17 protein-coding genes are annotated in these 18896 nt (G+C 66.6%); 9 read left to right on the top strand and 8 right to left on the bottom strand.

Annotated features, from left to right (window positions below; all coding sequences use genetic code 11):
• Positions 1-138: 138 nt before the first annotated feature.
• From fabF to ASF81_RS11440, 5 genes are all read left to right on the top strand, one after another.
• Entirely contained in the window at positions 139-1410 is a 1272-nt protein-coding gene (gene fabF, locus ASF81_RS11420) for a beta-ketoacyl-ACP synthase II (RefSeq protein ID WP_055808651.1), read from the top strand.
• A gap of 1 nt (position 1411) precedes the next feature.
• Positions 1412-2572, top strand: coding sequence for an endolytic transglycosylase MltG (gene mltG, locus ASF81_RS11425; protein WP_055808653.1), 1161 nt, complete (start codon positions 1412-1414; stop codon positions 2570-2572).
• Positions 2569-3453 carry a YicC/YloC family endoribonuclease gene (locus tag ASF81_RS11430; protein WP_055808655.1) on the top strand — a complete coding sequence of 295 codons (885 nt, stop codon included), beginning with the start codon at positions 2569-2571 and terminating at the stop codon, positions 3451-3453. The genes mltG and ASF81_RS11430 overlap by 4 nt, the downstream gene beginning before the upstream one ends.
• Positions 3443-4084, top strand: a complete 642-nt coding sequence (gene gmk / locus ASF81_RS11435; RefSeq protein ID WP_055808657.1) for a guanylate kinase — start codon at positions 3443-3445, stop codon at positions 4082-4084. The genes ASF81_RS11430 and gmk overlap by 11 nt, the downstream gene beginning before the upstream one ends.
• A gap of 317 nt (positions 4085-4401) precedes the next feature.
• Positions 4402-6033, top strand: coding sequence for an ATP-binding protein (locus tag ASF81_RS11440; protein ID WP_235559342.1), 1632 nt, complete (start codon positions 4402-4404; stop codon positions 6031-6033).
• On the opposite strand, the gene ASF81_RS11445 is transcribed toward ASF81_RS11440, so the two are convergent.
• From ASF81_RS11445 to ASF81_RS11475, 7 genes are all read right to left on the bottom strand, one after another.
• On the bottom strand, positions 6030-7154 hold the full coding sequence (locus ASF81_RS11445) for a pyridoxal phosphate-dependent aminotransferase (protein WP_055808661.1): 1125 nt from the start codon (positions 7152-7154) through the stop codon (positions 6030-6032). The two genes, ASF81_RS11440 and ASF81_RS11445, sit on opposite strands and share 4 nt — an antisense overlap.
• A complete protein-coding gene (gene rsmA / locus ASF81_RS11450; RefSeq protein ID WP_055808664.1) occupies positions 7151-7960 on the bottom strand; it encodes a 16S rRNA (adenine(1518)-N(6)/adenine(1519)-N(6))-dimethyltransferase RsmA in 810 nt (269 codons plus the stop codon). The genes ASF81_RS11445 and rsmA overlap by 4 nt, the downstream gene beginning before the upstream one ends.
• Before the next feature lie 8 nt (positions 7961-7968).
• Positions 7969-8973: a 4-hydroxythreonine-4-phosphate dehydrogenase PdxA gene (pdxA, locus tag ASF81_RS11455; protein WP_055808666.1), complete on the bottom strand. Its 1005-nt coding sequence runs from the start codon at positions 8971-8973 to the stop codon at positions 7969-7971.
• On the bottom strand, positions 8970-10337 hold the full coding sequence (locus ASF81_RS11460; RefSeq protein WP_235559344.1) for a peptidylprolyl isomerase: 1368 nt from the start codon (positions 10335-10337) through the stop codon (positions 8970-8972). Before ASF81_RS11460 ends, pdxA begins: the two co-directional genes overlap by 4 nt.
• Before the next feature lie 72 nt (positions 10338-10409).
• Entirely contained in the window at positions 10410-12848 is a 2439-nt protein-coding gene (locus ASF81_RS11465) for an LPS-assembly protein LptD (protein ID WP_055808668.1), read from the bottom strand.
• Between the two features lie 33 nt (positions 12849-12881).
• On the bottom strand, positions 12882-14021 hold the full coding sequence (gene lptG, locus ASF81_RS11470) for an LPS export ABC transporter permease LptG (protein ID WP_055808670.1): 1140 nt from the start codon (positions 14019-14021) through the stop codon (positions 12882-12884).
• Positions 14018-15154, bottom strand: a complete 1137-nt coding sequence (locus ASF81_RS11475; protein WP_055808672.1) for an LptF/LptG family permease — start codon at positions 15152-15154, stop codon at positions 14018-14020. Before ASF81_RS11475 ends, lptG begins: the two co-directional genes overlap by 4 nt.
• Before the next feature lie 143 nt (positions 15155-15297).
• Between ASF81_RS11475 and ASF81_RS11480 the strand changes: the two genes are divergently transcribed.
• The 4 genes from ASF81_RS11480 to ASF81_RS11495 are packed head-to-tail and all read left to right on the top strand — an operon-like array spanning position 15298 to position 17885.
• Entirely contained in the window at positions 15298-16773 is a 1476-nt protein-coding gene (locus ASF81_RS11480) for a leucyl aminopeptidase (RefSeq protein ID WP_055808675.1), read from the top strand.
• Between the two features lie 21 nt (positions 16774-16794).
• Complete coding sequence (locus ASF81_RS11485; protein WP_055755192.1) at positions 16795-17253, top strand: DNA polymerase III subunit chi; 459 nt, start codon at positions 16795-16797, stop codon at positions 17251-17253.
• Positions 17211-17567: a hypothetical protein gene (locus ASF81_RS15470; protein ID WP_174085785.1), complete on the top strand. Its 357-nt coding sequence runs from the start codon at positions 17211-17213 to the stop codon at positions 17565-17567. Before ASF81_RS11485 ends, ASF81_RS15470 begins: the two co-directional genes overlap by 43 nt.
• A gap of 21 nt (positions 17568-17588) precedes the next feature.
• Positions 17589-17885: a hemolysin gene (locus ASF81_RS11495; protein ID WP_055808677.1), complete on the top strand. Its 297-nt coding sequence runs from the start codon at positions 17589-17591 to the stop codon at positions 17883-17885.
• A 3-nt stretch (positions 17886-17888) separates the two neighbouring features.
• Here ASF81_RS11495 and ASF81_RS11500 read toward each other — a convergent pair whose 3' ends face one another.
• Positions 17889-18815 carry a LysR family transcriptional regulator gene (locus tag ASF81_RS11500; RefSeq protein ID WP_055808679.1) on the bottom strand — a complete coding sequence of 309 codons (927 nt, stop codon included), beginning with the start codon at positions 18813-18815 and terminating at the stop codon, positions 17889-17891.
• Between the last annotated feature and the right edge of the window lie 81 nt (positions 18816-18896).

Below are 18896 nucleotides of genomic sequence, written 5' to 3' on the forward strand. Positions count from 1 at the left end.
TATCGGCCGAACAGGCTGACGGTTCACAGGGCCGCCCGGCGCTCCTAGCGGAGACGCCCGGCGGCCTTTACTGTTTCTGACCCGCGCGAATCCGCAATGATTCCGAAGGGTCGGGCTGGAGATAAGGGAGCACGCACCATGCGCCGCGTCGTCGTTACGGGCATCGGTCTGCTGACCCCCCTGGGTTGGGGCGTCGAGAAGAGCTGGAAAGGCATCGTCGAGGGACGCTCGGGCATCGGCCCGATCACGTCGTTCGACACTACGGGTTATGGCTGCACCATCGCCGGCGAAGTGCCGAGCGTAGATGGACGCGGCGGCGGCGGCGAAGGCGACTTCGATCCCGAGAAGATCATGTCCGCCAAGGACAGGAAGCGCGTCGACGACTTTATCTTGTACGCCATCGCGGCGGCGGACGAAGCCCTTGCGGATGCGAACTGGAAGCCTGAGACGGACGAGGACAAGGAGCGCACCGGCGTGATGGTCGGCTCCGGCATCGGCGGCCTGGGGCCCATCGCCGACACGGCCATCGTGCTGAAGGAACAGGGCGTGCGTCGCGTCAGCCCCTTCTTCATCCCCAGCGCCCTGATCAACCTCGCCGGCGGCCAGATCTCGATCCGCCATGGCCTGAAGGGGCCGAACCATGCGGCGGTGACCGCCTGCGCCACCGGCGCCCACGCCATCGGCGATGCGGCGCGGATGATCGCGCTGGATGACGCTGACGTAATGGTGGCGGGCGGGGCCGAAAGCTCGATCGTGCCGATCGGCATCGCGGGCTTTCTGGCCTGCAAGGCGCTGTGCACCGCCTATAACGACACGCCCGAGAAGGCGTCGCGTCCCTATGACCGTGGCCATGCGGGCTTCGTCATGGGCGAAGGCGCCGGCATCCTGGTCCTGGAAGAATACGAACACGCCAAGGCGCGCGGAGCCAAGATCTATGCCGAGGTCGTGGGCTACGGCATGAGCGGCGACGCCTATCACATCACCGCCCCGTCCGAGGACGGCGAAGGCGGGGTGCGGGCCATGAAGGCGGCGCTGAAGCGGGCCGGTCTTCAACCGTCAGACCTGGATTACGTCAACGCCCACGGCACCTCGACCATGGCTGACTGGATCGAGCTGAAGGGGATAGAGGGGCTGGTCGGGGATCATGCGCAGAACCTGACCGTCTCTTCGACCAAGTCGATGACCGGACACCTGCTGGGCGCGGCGGGCGCCATCGAGGCGGCCTTCTGCGTGCTGGCGATCCGCGATCAGATCGCGCCGCCGACGATCAATCTGGACGATCCCGAGATGGAGACGCCCATCGACCTGGTCCCCAACAAGGCCAAGCCGATGAAGATCGATGTGGCCATGTCCAACAGCTTCGGCTTCGGAGGCACAAACGCCTCGGTGATCTTCAAGAAGGTCGACTGAGATGTTCGGGCGCGGGCGGGTCGAGAAATCCAGCGGGCGGTCGGGTTTTACGGTCTCGCTGCTGACCGCGTCCGCGACCTTCGGCCTGTTCCTGCTGGTGGCTCTGATCGCCGTCTGGGCGGTCTATTATGCGCCGGGACCATCCGCGCGGCAGGGCCAGACGACAGTCGTCACCCTGCCCAGCGGGTCGGGCGTCTCGGCCATCGCCGCGCGGATGAAGGCGGCGGGAGTGATCCGATCGACGGACCTGTTCCGCGCGGCGGCGACCCTGACCGGCGCGGATCGGCGGCTTAGAGCCGGCGAATACGAGGTGCCTTCCGGCACGTCCCTGGCCGGGGTGCTGAACCTGCTGGTCGAGGGGCGGGTGGTGCGCCATTTCGTGACCCTGCCTGAGGGTTGGTCGTCGTTGCAGGCGGTGGACATCCTAAACAAGGAGGCGGTGCTGACCGGGACGGTCGCCGAAACGCCCGAGGAAGGGAGCCTGTGGCCCGACACCTATGAAGTTTCGCGCGGCGACACGCGCCAGTCGGTTATCGACCGGATGCAGCGCGCGGCGACCGAGAACCTGCGTCTGCTGTGGAGCCAGAGGTCGCCCGCGACCGTGGCGCGCACGCCGGAAGAGGCTGTGATTCTGGCCTCCATCGTGGAGAAGGAAACCGCGCTGGCGGCGGAACGACCGCGTGTCGCGGCGGTGTTCACGAACCGTCTGCGGGCGGGGATGCGGCTGGAGAGCGATCCGACCATCGTCTACGGCGTGACGAAGGGTCGGCCGCTGGGTCGGGGCATCCGGCGCTCGGAGTTGCTGGCGCAGACGCCCTGGAACACCTACCAGATCAACGGGCTGCCGCCGACGCCGATCGCCAATCCGGGCAAGGAAGCCGTCAAGGCTGTTTTGAGCCCGCCGGCCGATCCAGCTCTTTTCTTCGTGGCGGATGGCTCCGGCGGACACGCCTTCGCCCTGACCTATGACGAGCATCTGCAAAACGTCGCGCGGTGGCGTCAGATCGAGCGCCAAAAGGCGGGCTTGCCGCCGGAGGCCACGCCGCCCGCAACGCCGGGAACCAGTGCGGCGCCGATGACGACCGAGCCGGCCGCCGCGTCGATTGAGAATGGTCAGGCGACGATCACCCTTCCAGCCGGCGCGACGCAGGGGCTTCGATGAGCACGCTATCTGGCATGACCGGCTTTGGCCGGGCCGACGGGGCCGGCGAAGGCTGGACCTGGTCGGTCGAGGCGCGCTCGGTCAACGGACGCAATCTGGAGGTCCGCTTCCGGGGACCGAACGGTTTCGACGGGCTGGAGCGCGCAGCAAAGGCGGCCGGCCAGGCGCGGTTCGCGCGGGGCCAGGTCACCATCGGCGTTCAGGCCAAGCGAACCGAAGCGGGCGAGGCGGCGGTCACAATCAACGCCGCCGTGCTGGCGCGCTATTTGACGCTGGCGAACGAACTGGCTGAAGACGGCGCAACGCCGCCGTCGGCTGACGGCCTGCTGGCCCTGCGCGGTGTGATCGAGGCGCCCGAGGAGGCGGACGATCCCGAGGCGCGGGCGGCGGTCGAGGCGGCCATGACCCGCACGGTCGAAGAGGCGCTGGATGCGCTGAAGGCGTCACGCCAGAACGAGGGCGCGCAACTGACGCCGGTGCTGGACGAATTCATCGCTCGGATCGAGGGGCTGGTCGCCCAGGCGGAAGGCGAGGCGGCGGCGCAGGTCGAGGCTATCCGCGATCGCTTCACCCGTCGAATCTCCGAACTGGCGCCCGATGCGCCGGGGCTTGAGGACCGAATCTTCCTGGAAGCGGCCGCCCTTGCGACCAAGGCCGACGTGCGCGAGGAGCTGGATCGGCTGACCGCCCATGTCGCCTCGGCGCGTCAGCTTGTGGCCTCGGCGCCCGCCGGCAGGAAACTCGACTTCCTGATGCAAGAATTCATGCGTGAGGCCAACACGCTGTGCTCGAAATCCGCTACGACCGCGCTCACCGGAATCGGCCTGGAGCTCAAGGCCGTCATCGAACAGTTGCGTGAGCAGGTCCAGAATGTCGAATGAACGCAGCCCCCGCCGGGGCGTCCTCCTGATCGTCGCCAGTCCCTCGGGCGCCGGCAAGACCTCGCTTTGCCGGCGGCTGATGGCCGATCATGGCGGGCTGGAGCTGTCCGTCTCCATGACCACGCGCGGCATCCGGCCTGGCGAGGTGGATGGCCGCGACTACAACTTCGTCGGCCATGACGAGTTTCAGCGCCTGATCGACGAGGACGCCTTCCTGGAATGGGCGGACGTCCACGGCAATCGCTACGGCAGCCCGCGCGGGCCGGTGGACAAGGCGCTGGCCGAGGGGCGCGACGTGCTGTTCGACATCGACTGGCAGGGCGCGCGCGACGTGGCCGAGAAATGTCCCGAGGACGCCGTGCGCGTCTTCATCCTGCCGCCCAGCCTGGAAGAGCTGCGTCGTCGTCTCGTCACCCGCTCACAGGATGCCGACGACGTGATCGAGCGCCGCGTGGCCAACGCCAAGGGCGAGATCGAACACTGCGACGCCTTCGACTATGTGCTGGTGAACGAGGATTTCGACCGGTCCTACGCTGAACTGGCCCACATCTATCACGCCGAGCGTTCGCGTCGGTTCAGGAACCTGTGGGTCGGCGACTACAAGGCCGCCCTTCTGAACGAAGCCGTCTGAAAAAAAACAGCGCCACAGGCCGTGGGGACCTGCGGCGCTGTGGGGTACTCAACGCTACGCTACTGACGCTGTTTTGCCGCCCAGAAGATTTCGGACGGTAAACGCGGCCATAGGGAATGTCCCGTAGCCGCCCAACGGCTCAGGTTTACGTCCTGTTCGCCCTCTTGACCTAACGTCAGGCGGTGAACGGGGGTATCATGGGCTTTCTTCATTCGATCGCGCCTCTCCTGGCCAGCAGCGCCAAGGAGAGGGTCAGGCAGGTCCCGGTCAGGCTTTTGCTGGCCGCCTTGGTCGGTTGGGCCATGAACGAAGCTGGAATGCTGCGATGGGTCCCGCTGTGGCTGGCGGTCGCGGTTCTGGTTCAGGCGTTCGAACTGTGGGCCATGGCGCCGTTCAGACGCGCCGATGCGTCGCAGAGCCTGCTGTCCGTGTTTGTCGCCCTGGCGTCCACCACCGTGATGGCGACGACCTATGCCGTCATCGCCTTGGTGATCTGGTCCACCAATCACCCAGCGCTTGTCACGCTCGCCGCCCTGACGATGGCGGGCGGTCTGTTGACTAACGTCGCATCGGGCATCGCTTCACGAACGATTTTCTTCATCGGCGGCAGTCCCTATCTAGCGGCGCTGGCCTTGATGCCGGCGATCAAGGTGATCCAAGGCGACACCCGTGGGGTCGTGGTCATGACCCTGTCCGCCATCCTGTTCGTCGGCATGGTGTTGAACATCTACTGGCGGGTGCACGGATCGCGCGAAGCCGAGGTGAGATCGCGGGCGGAGGCGGAAACACGGCTGGAACAGGCGCAGGCGGCCATGGCCGATCGTGCGGCGATGGCGGCGATCGTCAGCCATGAGCTGCGTACGCCTGTCAGCGCCATCCTGGCCGGCGCCCATGTCATTCGTGATGGCAAGTCGCCAGAGCACCGCCAGGAGACGGCCGACCTGATCATCGACGCCGGACGATTGATGACCGGCATGCTGAACGATCTGCTGGACCACTCCAAGATGGAGGCCGGGGCGATGGCAATGGAAAGCCGCGACTTCGAGCTGGGCGATTTGATGCGCGATACGGTGCGGTTCTGGGCGGCGCCGGCGGCGGACAAGGGACTGACGCTGGACATGTCGGGCGTGGACAGCGAGGCGGTGTGGCTGCGCGGAGACCCCTATCGTCTGCGCCAGATCATCAACAACCTTGTGTCCAACGCGATCAAGTTCACACCGTCGGGCGCGATCCGTCTTGAAGCGTCGGCGCCGCGTGGCGACCGGAAGCACTGTCTGACCCTGACCGTCATCGACCAGGGCGCCGGCATTGCGCCAGACGCGATGAACCGGCTGTTCACACCCTTCGCACAGGGGTCGGCCGAGGTGGCGCGCACCTATGGCGGGACGGGCTTGGGCCTGACCGTCAGTCGTGAGCTGGCGCGGTTGATGGGCGGCGACCTGACGGTCGAGAGCACGCCGGGGCAGGGCGCGGCCTTCACCCTATGTGTCGATCTGCCAGCGGGTCAGCCGACGCAGGCTTTGGACGGGCAGGAGACGGCGGCGCCCGTTCTGGCCCGGCGGCTTCGCGTCCTGGCCGTGGACGATCACGAGATCAACCGCCGCACGATCTCGCTCGTGCTTCAACCGCTGGATGTCGATCTGACCACGGCCTCGGACGGCCATCTGGCGCTGGCGCTGCTGTCGGAGAAGGCGTTCGATGTGGTGCTGATGGATGTGAATATGCCGGGCATCGACGGCAACGAGACGACACGCCGCTTGCGGGCATCGGACGGGCCCAATGCGGACGCCCCTGTGATCGGGTTCAGCGCGGGCACGGAAGCCGAACAGGTGCAGGCCTGCTATGCGGCCGGCATGACGGACTGGCTGGCCAAGCCGCTGGAGCCGAAGAAGCTCTACGACGCCTTGCACCGGGCGACATCGGCTGCAGTTCAGCCGAAGGCGGCTTAACCCAAAGCTGCGAACCAGGGACGCAGGCGGGTCAAGGCGTCCTCGATCTCCGGCGTCGAGACGGCGAAGCTGAAACGGATGAAATGGTGGCCTTCGACAGGGTCGAAGTCGACGCCGGGCGCGGTGGCGACGCCGGTGTCGCGCAGCAATTGCTCGCAGAAGGCCACGCTGTCGTTCGTCAGATGGCCGATGTCCGCCCAGATGTAGAAGGCGCCGTCGGGGGGCGCGATCTTGCGCAGACCCAGCGCGGGCAGAGCGTCTAGCATCAGCTGGCGGTTGCGGGCGTAGGTCTGGATATGGCCTTCCAGCTCATTGATCGCGTCCAAGGCGACAAGACCGGCGTGCTGGCTGAGGCTGGGGGGCGTCAGGAACATGTTGCCGATATAGGCGCGGGTGGCGTCGATCCGGTCCTCTGGGACCAGCAGCCAACCCAGGCGCCAGCCCGCCATGCTCCAGTATTTGGAAAAGCTGTTGATGACCACGGCGTCCGGCGCGAACTGCAGCATTGAAGGCGTCGGGCCGACGTAGCTGAGACCGTGATAGATCTCGTCCGAGACGATGGCGATGTTTCGCGCGCGGCAGACCTCGGCGATGGCGGCCAGCTCGGCGTCCGGGATGATGGTGCCGGTCGGATTGGCGGGGCTGGCGATGATGACGCCGGCAGGGGCTGGATCCAGCGCCTGGAGTTGGGCGGCGGTCAGCTGGAAGCGGGTGTCGGGACCGCAGGCGATCTCCACGGGCTCAAGATGAAGGGCGCGCAGCGTGTTGCGATAGGCGACGTAACCGGGCCGGGCCAGGGCGATCCGGTCGCCGGGTTTGAACAGAGTGCTGAGCGCCAGCACCAGCGCAGGAGAGGCGCCGCTGGTCAGCAGAATGCGGTTGGGATCGACGGCGACACCGTAACGCTCGTCGTACAGGCGCGCGATGCGCGCGCGCAGATCGGGACTTTCCCAATAGCCCATCGCATCGGCGTCCAGCACCTGATGCGCTCGCGCGATAGCGGCGGCGGGCGCGCCTGTGGAGGGTTGGCCGAACTCCATATGGATGATCGAGCGGCCTTCGCTCTTGAGCTGATGCGCCAGGCGGCTGACGGAGATGGCGCGGAACGGTTCGACGGTCATTGAAGGGCGTCCGCCAGTCGCAGGAAGCCCGCGACGTCGATGGTTTCGGCGCGGGCGTCGGGCTCAATGCCAGCTGCCTCGCAAAGGGCGGCGCCGCCCAGTTGTTTCAGGCTGGAGCGCAGCATCTTGCGGCGCTGGCCGAAGGCGGCGGCGGTGACGCGTTCCAACTTCTTCAGACGTTCCGGCGACGGGCGCTCATCCAGCGGAACCAGGTGGACCACGGCCGAGGCCACCTTGGGCGGTGGCGTGAAGGCGGCGGCGGGCAGATGCATGACGATGCGGGCGGTGCAGACGGCCTGGGCGATAACCGCCAGACGGCCGTAGGGGTCCTCGCCTGGCCCCGCGGCGACGCGCTCGGCCACTTCCTTCTGAAACATCAGGGTCAGGCTGTGCGGCAGCCACGGGCCGGTCAGCCATTTGATCAGCAGGGGCGTCCCGACATTGTAGGGTAGGTTGGACACCAGATGGGTCGGGCCGGAGACCAAATCCGCCTCCTTCACCTTCAGCGCATCGGCTTCGACGATGGTCAGGCGGCCGGAGCCGTCGTCCAGTTCGGTGAGCAAGGGAATGAAGCGCGGATCCTTTTCCACCAGGACCACGGGGCCGGCGTCGGATTCCAGCAGGGCGCGGGTCAGGCCGCCGGGACCGGGGCCGACCTCGATCACAGCGCGGCCCTCAAACGGACCGGCCAGACGCACGATCTTGCGAGTGACGTTCAGGTCCAGCAGGAAATGCTGGCCAAAGCTCTTCTTGGCCGAAAGGCCGTGGGCGTCGAGGGTTTCGCGGAGGGAGGGAAGGTCGGTCACACGCCCTGTTAGCGCGCGGCGCGGGCGGCCGCCATCTCCGATGCCAGGCGAATGGCGGCGATCAGACTGTCCGGACGCGCGACGCCCTTACCGGCGATGTCGAAGCCGGTGCCGTGATCGGGCGAGGTGCGGATAATTGGCAGGCCGAGGGAGACATTGACCCCGCCCCAGAAGTCCAGCGTCTTGACCGGGATCAGGGCCTGGTCGTGGTACATGCAGATGGCGGCGTCATAGGTGGCGCGCGCCTCGTCATGGAACATCGTGTCGGCGGGTCTGGGGTCGGTTATGTCGATCCCCTCGGCGCGGAGCTGTTCGGCGACAGGGATCAGGATGTCGAGTTCCTGCAGGCCCAAGGCGCCGCCTTCGCCCGCGTGGGGATTCAGGGCTGCCATGGCCAGGCGCGGGCGGGCGATGGCGAAGTCGCGTTTCAGGCTTTCGTGGACGACGCGGGCGGTGCGGGCGACACGCTCGGCCGTGACCAGTTCCGGCACCTGGTCCAGGGCGACGTGAATGGTGACGAGGCAGGCACGCAGGTTTTGGGCCGTCAGCATCATCACCGGACCGCGCGTGCCGGCGTAGGGCGCATCGGCGGTGAGTTCGGCGATGAACTCGGTATGGCCGGGAAAGCGAAAGCCCGAGGCGTACATCGGCGCCTTGGCGATCGGGGCGGTGACAACGCCGGACGCCTCGCCGGACAGGGCAAAGCTGACCGCCTCCTCGATGCCGTCCGCCACGGCCGAGGCATTGGCCGGATCGGGCGATCCGACCAAGACCGGCGCGGGGAGGGGGCGATGGATGACGGGAAGCGCGGACCCGAACAGGCCACTAGCGTCGCCGGGAGCCCCGACCTCGGCCACAGCAACGCCTTGCAAGCGCAATAGCGCCGCATCGCCAATGACGGCGAAGGGCGTCTGGTCGGCGCGCAACGCTTTCCAGGCGGCGGCCACGATCTCCGGCCCGACGCCGGCGGGTTCGCCCAGCGTCAGAACCAGAGGCGCGACCGCTGGGCTCATTTGAACTCGATCAGGGCGTCGCTGCGCAGGTCGCGCAGATAGCGGCGCTCCAGCACGGCCAGGTTCTGGGCGCGCAGACGGTTTTCGACCTGCTGACGGTTCGGCGCTTCCGGCCCGCCGACGCGACGACCGCAGACGGCGACCAGGTGCAGGCCCAGCGGGGTGCGGATCGGCGTCGAGACCGAGCCGATTTCGCCGGTGCGCGCGAACTGCTGGAACTGGGGCGCCAGGTTGGCGACATCGGATTCGCCGAGGTCAGCGCCAAGGACGCCCTGGGTCGCGCGGGCCTGGGAGATGATGTTGTCGCACGTCAGGCCGTTGCGCAGACCTTCCAGCTTGGCGGTCGCGGCCGCGACATCGGCCTCCGATGCGGTTTCAGGCAGTTCGACCATGACCTGTTTCAGCGAAACCAGGCTGGTCGAGGCGCCGTCACGCTTGTCGCGGAGGTAGAGGATGTAGACGCCGCCATCGACGACGATGGGGTTGGACAGCTGGCCCGGCTGGAGCTGTTCCAGCACTGACTGCACAGCCGGCTGGAGCGAGTCCTTTACGACCCAGCCCGCATCGCCTGGGACGCGGGCGCTGGCCGAGGGGGCGGCGGAAAACTGCTGGGCGACGGCCTGGAACGGCGCGCCCTGGATGATCTGTTGCACCAGCTGGCGGGCGCCGTTCAAGGCTGCCTGCGCGCCGCCGACGCGGGCGGCGTCGATGTAGATTTCCCCGAGCAGGAACTGGGGCTTGGAGGCCGCGTCGTTCAGCCGACGGACTTCCTGATCGACCTGAAGGGTGCTGGCGCGGGCGCGGCTGTTGAAGCGGCCCGGGATCAGCTGGCTCCAGCCGATCTGGGTGCGCAGATTGTCGCGGAAGGCGGCGGGCTGGATGCCGCCCTGTTGCAGGAACTGCATGTAGGCCTGCGGCGTCGTGCCTGCGGCGCGGGCCATTTCGGCGATCTCGCCGTCGATTTCCTCGTCCGTGACCTTCAGGCTCTCGAACTTGGCCATCTCCTGATCTTTGAGGCGATCCTCGATCAGGGCGTTCAGGGCGGCCTGCTGAATGGCGGGCAGGTTCTGCTCGGTCGGCTGGACCTGGGACGAGGCGATCAACATCAGCATGCGCTGACGCAGGTCATAGCCGGTGATGATCTTGTCGTTGACCGTCGCGACGATGCCGTCGGCCATTTCGAACTGAGGCTCGGCGCGCGCCGTCGTCGGCGCCTCTTCAGCCGCAGGATTCGGCGCGCCGGCCGCAGGACCTTGCGCGGGCGTGGGGGTCTGTGCCGGAGCCGGCGCCGTCTGGGCATAGGCCGAACCGGCGAGGAGGACTGCCGCGAGCGCAGCCCCCGTCGAATAACGCATCAAACCCATTGGTCGTCCTGATTCCTCACAGCGGTCCGCCAGCCAGGCCGGCAGGCGGTCGCGCCCCGTAAAGCGGCATGCTCAACGCATATCGCCCTGTCCATAACCTGAACCTCCGAAAGTGGCGAGGTTTAGGCGCACATAGATGCCTTCCGACGGGCCGCCGGGCCGTGCGCGGGTGTTGTCGCGCCGATAACCCAGCTCGAACCGCAAGCAGTCGTCGTCGAACAGCACGCCGACTTCGGATCGCGTGATCTCGTTCTGGTCCAGATCGGCGATGCCGGCGACGGTGAAGCCCCAGTTCTGGAAGACGAACTGCTGGCCCGCCAGCTGGACGAATTCATAGTTGCGGTTCAGGGGCCCGTCGACTGGGTTCGACTGATCCAGAATGTAGCTGACGGTGGCCAGATTGCGCTGACCCCAGCGACCGTCCAGCGCCGCCTCGGCGCGGCGCACCTCGCCCGAACCATCCACCGTGGCGTGGAACCAGCTGCGTATGCGATCCGACGGCGAGAAGTCGCCCTGGACCACCCAGTCGGAGGTCTCGGACGCCAGACCCGTCGGGTCATAGAGACGCGCGGGATCGTCGGGAATCGACGTTTTGAAGTCGTCCTGCTGATCGAAGCGATAGCTGCGTCCCACGAACAGGCTGGCCTTGCGACCTTCAGCCCAGCGGATGGTGGCGCGACCGCCTGCCGTCACGCGCGCGCCGCCTTCCAGCAGATCGTAGCCGGAGAAGCGATCCATGCGGAACAGCGACGATTCGTCCAACTCCAGAACCTGGGAGTCCTCGATGGGAATGCGGCGGTCCAGGCTGACCTTGTTGGAGACCGAGAACTGACCCACCGGCTCCAGGATGATGTCGGCGTCGGCGATGCGTTTGATCAGGGGATAGGCGACGTCCACGCCCGCGCTGAACCTGGATCGACTCACCGTCTCGTCGCTATCGACACCCATCATCGGCGGCAGGTCGGACATGGAATAGAGATCGACGCGCGTATCAACGAACGGCTCCACCCGCATGCCGACCGGCAGGATGATCGCCCGTCGCCATTCCACCTGGCCCGTGATGCGGCGGCTGTCGACGCCGGCCAGACCTGTCGTGACGGGCGGGACGATCTCCGGATTCAAGATCGGCGCACCGACGAAAGCGTCGCGGTAGAGAGAGACGGCTGAACCCTTCACGCGCAGCCGGCCGCCGAAGACCAGTTCGCGCGGCTCCCAGCGGGCATCGATCAGCGGGGCGACCAAGGGCAGGGTGTCGTCGTCCTCGAACACCTTGAAGCCATTGGCGTCGCGGAAGTCCGTCGCGGCGAAGGCTGGGTTCAGACGCAGGCTCTGGATCGAGAACGCCGCGACCGAAACGTAAGACCGATCGGTCTGATGTTCCGCATAGATCTGGCTGATCAGACGACGGCGGTCGCCGTAATAGAGGCCGTTGTCCTGATACGGAGAGCGCACGTCGTAGCGATCGAACAGCGTCTTGTCCGAGGTGCGCTCGGCCGTGAAGCCGAACCGCCATGGGCCATCCGGATCGAACTCGCCGTGCGACAACAGATAGCTGCGGTGTTCGCGATCGCCGAACTTGACGTTGCTTTCGAAATCGCCGTCGCCGTCTCGATCGAAGTCGCCGAACTCGCGCTCGTAGGTGTAGCCGCCGCGGGCCACGATCATGCCGTTGGCGAACCGTCGCCGCCATTGCAAGTTCAGCAGCGGCGCGACCCTGGTGTTGATCTGCGGGCTGATCAGCCAGTCCTCGGACGGCGATACGACGTGCAGATAGGGCACCTCGACGGAGACGCCGCGACCCTCGTCATAGTTGACGATCGGCACCAGGAAGCCCGAGGCCCGCTCCACCGAGGGATCGGGGTGGGCGAAGAAGGGCGTGTAGAAGACCGGCACCGGCCCGATATAGAAGACGGCGTTGCGATACAGGATCGCGCGCAACTGCTCGTCCTGCGTCACCTTTTCCGCCTGGATCGAGATGGTCGGCGTCTTGGGACCGCCATCGTCGCAGATCGGGCAGGGTGTGAAGCGGGCGTAGTTCAGTTCGCTGACGTTCTCGCTGCGACGCACAGCCGTTGCGGCCATCAGGCTGGCGCCGTTGGCCAGACGCGTGGCGAAATCCACGGCGACGCCGGTCTCCAGGTTTTCGTCCAGCTCGAGACGGCTGGCGTAGACCACGGTGCCGTCGGGCGCGATGGCCTCGACGCGGCCCTCGGCCGTCGCCGAACCGGCGTTCAGATCATAGGACAGGTTCTCCCCGCGCAGCACATGACCGCGCGTGCGGACATAGGCTCGGTTCTCGGGCGTGCCGCTGACGATGATGTTGTCGCCTTCGCGACGCGCATTGTCGGCATCGACATAGACCGCTTCGGGCGGCAGGCCATCGGAAGGCGCGGCGGCGGCCGGAGGGGTCGTTTGCGCCCATGCGGGCGTCGCCAAGGGCGCGCAGGCGACCAGGGCCGCACCGGCGAGAAGCCTTGCTTTGAAAGCGTCGAAGCGCCGATCACCCTGCATAGGCCATCCGTAGTCTGAGGAGCGAGCGCCCGATTAGCCGTCTTCGGTATAGAACAGCAAGGTCAAGGCTGCGAGCGCGGTAAGAACAGGCGGCAGCCAGGCGGCGACGAAGGGCGCCACGACCTCGGCAGATCCCATCGCCGACGAGAACTGGTTCAGGAAGAAGAAGGCGAAGCCCAGCACGACAGCCGCCACGCTCATGCGCGCCAGGTCGCCCAATCGCATCAGCCGCAGCGAGAAGGCGGCGGCCAGGATGGACATGGCGGCGAACACGAGCGGCGTGGCCAGAAGTTGCTGGAAGCGCAGGCGATAGGCGGTCGAGGTGAAGCCGGCGTTCTCGATTCGGCTGATCTGGTTGGGCAGCGACCAGAAGGGCGTGGCCTGCGGTCGAGCGAAACGATCAAAGGCCTCGTCGTCCGCCAGGCTGGAAACCAGGGTCAGGCTGGAATAGGTGACGGCGCGCTGGCCGATCTGGGCGCCGACGGCGTCCGTCAGGCGCCAGCTGCCGGCGTTCAGCGAAGCCGACTTGGCGTCGATCCGCTCGGAAAAGGTGCGGCCGCCGCCGGGCGCGGTCGTGTAGATGAAGAAGCTGACGTTCAACAGTCGGGCGTTGGCGCGGTCCTGCTGGCCGGCGCGGATGATCATCTGACGCTGATCGTCGCCCTCGCGCAGCCAGATCGCCTCCTTGGGGTCGCCGCCGGGCGCTGTACCGGAAATCCGCGCGCGCTCGCGTTGCCACAGACCGTCGCCGGCCGAGGCCATCGGACCCAAGACCGTGACGGTCAGCACACCCAGGACGAAGGCCATGCCGGCCGCCGGCAGCACGAAACGCCAGGCGGAGACGCCCGCCGCGCGCATGGCGATCAGTTCGCTGCGTCGGTTCAGGCTGATGAAGGCCGACAGGGTGCCGAACAGGAAGACGAACGGCATCAACTGCACGATGACCGAGGGCGACTTCAGCAGCACCAGGCCGAAAATGCGCACGGCCGACAAATCCTGCGCCGAGCCGACGCCGCGCGAGACCTCGACAAAGTCGATCAGCATGACGAGGGCCGAGATCACGGCCAGGGCCACGCCCAGCGATTTCAGCTGCTGGACCAGCACATAGCGTTCGATCCCACCCAGACGGGGGATATCCGGCGAACGACGGGCGGAGGCGACGACGGCGGTCATGCGAACTTGGCCTTCAAATCGCGCAGGGCGGCGGTTGTCCGGCTGCGACGCGGCTTCAGCGCGCGGAACAGAACTCGCAGGGCGACGACAATGGCCACGATCGGCACGACGTATTGGAGCACATTCATCCAGCCGTTCCAGGCGCTGGCGGCGACAAGGCCATAGCCAACGACGCGCAGGACCAGGAACAGGCCCGCCGCCTTGGCGATGCGCAACGTATAGCCGGTGCGGCTGAAGGCGCCGCCCAGAATGGCCGAAAGCGCCAGGGCCATGGCGACCATGGCGTAGAGCGGCGAGGCCAGCCGAGAATGCGCCTCGGCTAGCAGTTCGCCACGCGAGCCGGCGACCTCGAGCACCTTGGCCGTCGGGTTTAGCAGCTGGCGCAGATAGAGGTCGGTCGGCTTGTAGCGAATAGTGTCGGTCACCCCCACGAAGGGCGCGAGAGAGAAATCGTATCGCCCGAACGACAGCGTCTCCAGTACGCCACCCGACGAATAGCGCTGGGCCGAGCCGTCGATCATGGTCAGGATCGGAATGCCGCCGGCGTCGCGGCTGAAGCGCGCCTCCGACGCGTTCCAAGTCGTGACCTTGTCTTTGTCGTCTAGATAGACGAACAGGTTCTTCAACAGGCCGTTCTGCTCAATCTGCTGCACATAGACGGTCAGGCCGTCAGGCCCCTGAACGAACTGGCCTTCCTCGACCAGTAGGGCGGCGAGGTCCGTGCGGATGTCGAACGCCTGTCGCCGCGCCTCCTGCTGCGCCCAAGGCAGAATGAAAACATTGACCAGCAGAGTGACCAGGGCGACCAGCACGGCGATACGGGCGGCGGGGGATATGACCTGCCACCGGGTCATGCCCCCGGCGAAGGCCGCCGTCAGCTCCTGCTCGCGTTGCAGACGGGTCAGGGCGATCAGGGCGCCGACGAAAAGGCCGATCGGCAGAATCACCGACAGCAGTTGCGGCAGAGCGAGCAGGGTCAGCTTGACCATGATCCACACGCTCTGACCCCGCTCCACGATGACCTGGAGTTGGTCAAGGCTTTGGCTAAGAATCCCGATTCCCGCCAACGCTGCGCACGCGGCGATCACAGGGAACAGGATCTGGCGAAAAAGGTATCTTTGAATCAGGGTCATGGGCGGATGGACTTCGCCCGGTTGCAGGCGGCGACATTGAGGCGCATCTAGTAGCACATCAGGGCGCGTCCGCGACAAGCAGACGCGCCGTTGTCATTTTGCTGTTTGCAGACGCCGGGTGGGGCCTGGCTGGAGTTGATTGAATGAAGATCGAATTCGTCGCCGCCGTGGACGCCGCCGAGATTCTGGCCGTTCCGGTTTTTGAAGATCGCACCTTCACCGCCGCTGGGACCGCGCTGGACGGCAAGGCCAACGGCGCCCTGACCAAGGCGGCGGGCAAGGGCCGTTTCATCGGCAAGGCAGGCCAGAGCCTGAGCATCGCCGCGCCGGCGGGTGTCGAAGCGGACGCTGTGCTGCTGGTCGGCGCCGGCGCCAAGGACAAGCTGGACGATCTGGCGGTCGAGGCCTTCGGCGGCAACGCCTATGCGGCGGTCAAGCTGTCGGGCGCCGAGGTGTTGACGATCGACGCTTCTGATCTTTCGCCTGAGCAGGCCGCCCGCGTCGGTTTCGCCGCGCGTCTGGCCGCCTATCGCTTCGACAAGTATCGCACGACGCAGAAGGCCGACCAGATTCCGTCGATCACCACCATCCGCGTGGTCACGACCGACCTGCGGGGCGCGGAAGCCGCGCTGGAGCCGTTGTCGGCGGTGGCCGACGGCGTGATCTTCGCGCGCGACCTGGTGTCCGAGCCCGCCAACGTCCTGTATCCGGCCGAGTTCGCCAAGCGGGTGAAGGCGCTGGAGAGCCTGGGGCTTGAAGTCGAAATCCTCGGCGAGGCCGAGATGGAGAAGCTGGGCATGCGCACCCTGTTGGGCGTGGGCCAGGGCAGCCGTCGCGAAAGCCAGCTTGCGATCATGAAGTGGAACGGCGGCGAAGCCGGCGCTCAGCCCCTGGCCTTCGTCGGCAAGGGCGTCTGCTTCGACACCGGCGGCATCTCGATCAAGCCGGCGGACGGCATGGAAGACATGAAGTGGGACATGGGCGGCGCAGCCGCCGTGACCGGAACCATGATCGCCCTGGCCAACCGCAAGGCCAAGGCCAATGTCATCGGCGTGCTGGGTCTGGTCGAGAACATGCCGGACGGCAACGCCCAGCGTCCGGGCGATGTGGTCGTGTCCATGTCGGGTCAGACGGTGGAGGTCATCAACACCGACGCCGAAGGTCGCCTCGTTCTGGCCGACGCCCTCTGGTATACCCAGGAGCGTTTCAAGCCGAAGTTCATGATCGACCTGGCCACCCTGACGGGCGCCATGATTGTGGCCCTTGGCCTGGATTACGCCGGCGTCTTCTCGAACTCCGACGATGTCGCCGATCCGATCCTGGCGGCGGCCAAGAAGGTCGGCGAGAACTTCTGGCGTATGCCGATCCCGTCCATCTACGAGCAGCACATCGATTCCAAGATCGCCGATGTGAAGAACACCGGCAACGGCCGCGCCGGTGGCTCGATCACCGCCGCCCTGTTCCTGCAACGCTTCACCAACGGCGTGCCGTGGGCGCACCTGGACATCGCCCCGACGGCCTGGGCCAACAAGAGCCCCAGCCCCACCGTGCCGGAAGGCGGCGTCGGCTTTGCTGTGCGGACTCTGGACCGGATGGTCGCGGATTCCTACGAAGGCTAATCGGTCGGGAGGTAGAGCCGGGTGAGCGACAAGCCCGAAATCTGGTTCTATCACCTGGAGCGTTCATCGCTGGATCAGGTGCTGCCAACCCTGCTCGAAAAGACGATCGAGCGGGGCTGGCGGGCCATGATCAAATCGTCGCATTCGCATCGACTGGATGAGGTCGACGAGACGCTGTGGACGTTTCGCGATGACAGCTTCCTGCCCCACGGCCGGGCGGATCAGCCCCATGCCGAGCGTCAGCCTGTGCTGTTGAGCGAGACGGGCGAGAACCTGAACGGCGCTCAGGCGCTGTTCATAGTCGACGACGCAGAACTGGGCGGCACGGAAGGGTTCGAACGATGCTTCATTATTTTCGACGGTCGCGACGAGCCGGCTTTGCAACACGCGCGGGGACGCTGGAAGGCGCTGAAGGGGCAGGGCGCGAACCTGGCCTATTGGCGTCAAACGGACGAAGGGCGCTGGGAAAAGGCGGCCTGATCGGACTGGTTCTGCTGGCCGGTTGCTCCACGCCGGTCTCCGAGGCGCCTGCGCCGCGCGCGGTCGAGCAGGCCCAGTTGAATCCGCCCGTCGGCAGCCGGATGCCGACCGCCCAGACGGAGGACGTGTGCAAGGCCGGCGAGATGCAATATCTTGTCGGCAAGTCCCGGACCGAAATCCCAGTGCCCGTGGACGTCGTCAACCGGCGAGTGACCTGCACCACCTGCCCGGTGACGCAGGACTTCTCCGCCTATCGTCTGAACATCTTCTACAACGAACAGACCGGCATCATCGAACAGGTCCGCTGCGGCTGAGCCCGGCGCAAGGAGACGACCATGAAGATCATCGTGAGCACCCTGCTGGCCGCCGGCGCCTTCGCCGTGTCGGCCTGCGCGCCGGTCCACACCGCCGAGCCTGCGCCCGGATCGGACACCGCCTTCAAGGCGTGTAAGGTTTCAGATTATCAGAGTTACGTGGGGCGCAACCGTTCGGCCATCCCGACCGCGCCCGCCGGCCAGACGTTCCGCGTGCTGTGCACCACCTGCGCCGCGACCATGGACTATCGCGAGAACCGGGTGAACTTCGTCTATGACGAGGCGACCAACATCGTGCGCGAAGTGAAGTGCGGTTGAGCGTTAGCGCCCCACCGTATCGCCCGGCCACAGCGGTCCGCTGAACTTCGCCGCCAGATAGTCCATGAAGGCCGTGACCCTGGCCGGGCGCGGTCCGCCGCTGGGCGCCACCAGATGCAGGGCGATGGGCGGCAGCCGCCAGTCGGTCATCACCGTCTCGAGATGGCCATCGGCGACGTCCTTCCAGTAGATGAAGTCCGGCTGGGGAAAGAGCCCCAGACCCGCACACAACGACGCCGTCAGGGCGTCGGAGTTGTTGGCGCGCAACGGCCCGCGCGGATGCACGACCACTTCTTCACCCGCCTCATTGCTGAACCGCCAGGTGTCCGGGCTGGGCATGTAGGCGTAACCGAGGCAGGCGTGACGGGCCAGATCGTCGGGATGGGTTGGGCGACCCCGCTGATCGAGATAGGACGGCGAGGCCACCAGGGCGCGGGCCACAGGCCGCAGTTTGCGCGCCGTCAGCGAGGAATCGGCCAGGGCGGCGATCCTCAGCGCGCAATCGAAGCCGCCGCCGACCAGATCGATGACCTCGTCCGACAGGTGCAGATCGACCGACACGTCCGGGTGCGTGGCGAGGAACTCGGGCAGGGCCGGGGCCACATAGGCCATGCCGAACGACATGGGCGCCGCCAGTCGCACTACGCCGCGCGGCGTGATCGACATGTCGAGCGCCTCCGACACCGCGCCCTCGGCCTCGGCGAGCATGTGGGCGGCGCGGGCGGCCAGAGTCCGCCCTGCATCGGTCAGGGCGAAGCGGCGCGAGGTCCTATGGAGCAGGGTCGTCTTCAGCTGCTGTTCCAGGCGTGTGACCGCCTTGGATACGGTCGCCTTGGACAGGCCCAGCGTCTCGGCTGCGGCGGAAAAGGATTGGCTGTCGGCGACCTTGGCGAAGATGGCCAGGGCTTCCAGATCGGGCAGGCGGGACATGGGCGGCTTTGCGTCCTGAAACGATGAGTTTCGGGTGTTTCTATTTCTGATCGGTCGCCGATCTCTATCTTGGCGTCAAGC

The sequence above is a fragment of the Brevundimonas sp. Leaf168 genome, assembly GCF_001423685.1.
GTDB lineage: Bacteria > Pseudomonadota > Alphaproteobacteria > Caulobacterales > Caulobacteraceae > Brevundimonas > Brevundimonas vesicularis_C.

Bases quoted from the DNA above. Each gene is read 5' to 3' on its own strand.
- ASF81_RS11445 (WP_055808661.1), bottom strand. From the start codon at position 7,154: ATGACCGTCGAACCGTTCCGCGCCATCTCCGTCAGCCGCCTGGCGCAT.
- gmk (WP_055808657.1), top strand. From the start codon at position 3,443: ATGTCGAATGAACGCAGCCCCCGCCGGGGCGTCCTCCTGATCGTCGCC.
- ASF81_RS11495 (WP_055808677.1), top strand. From the start codon at position 17,589: ATGAAGATCATCGTGAGCACCCTGCTGGCCGCCGGCGCCTTCGCCGTG.
- ASF81_RS11440 (WP_235559342.1), top strand. From the start codon at position 4,402: ATGCTGCGATGGGTCCCGCTGTGGCTGGCGGTCGCGGTTCTGGTTCAG.
- lptG (WP_055808670.1), bottom strand. From the start codon at position 14,021: ATGACCGCCGTCGTCGCCTCCGCCCGTCGTTCGCCGGATATCCCCCGT.
- ASF81_RS11475 (WP_055808672.1), bottom strand. From the start codon at position 15,154: ATGACCCTGATTCAAAGATACCTTTTTCGCCAGATCCTGTTCCCTGTG.
- ASF81_RS11430 (WP_055808655.1), top strand. From the start codon at position 2,569: ATGAGCACGCTATCTGGCATGACCGGCTTTGGCCGGGCCGACGGGGCC.
- mltG (WP_055808653.1), top strand. From the start codon at position 1,412: ATGTTCGGGCGCGGGCGGGTCGAGAAATCCAGCGGGCGGTCGGGTTTT.
- ASF81_RS11465 (WP_055808668.1), bottom strand. From the start codon at position 12,848: ATGCAGGGTGATCGGCGCTTCGACGCTTTCAAAGCAAGGCTTCTCGCC.
- ASF81_RS11500 (WP_055808679.1), bottom strand. From the start codon at position 18,815: ATGTCCCGCCTGCCCGATCTGGAAGCCCTGGCCATCTTCGCCAAGGTC.
- ASF81_RS11460 (WP_235559344.1), bottom strand. From the start codon at position 10,337: ATGGGTTTGATGCGTTATTCGACGGGGGCTGCGCTCGCGGCAGTCCTC.
- fabF (WP_055808651.1), top strand. From the start codon at position 139: ATGCGCCGCGTCGTCGTTACGGGCATCGGTCTGCTGACCCCCCTGGGT.
- pdxA (WP_055808666.1), bottom strand. From the start codon at position 8,973: ATGAGCCCAGCGGTCGCGCCTCTGGTTCTGACGCTGGGCGAACCCGCC.
- ASF81_RS11480 (WP_055808675.1), top strand. From the start codon at position 15,298: ATGAAGATCGAATTCGTCGCCGCCGTGGACGCCGCCGAGATTCTGGCC.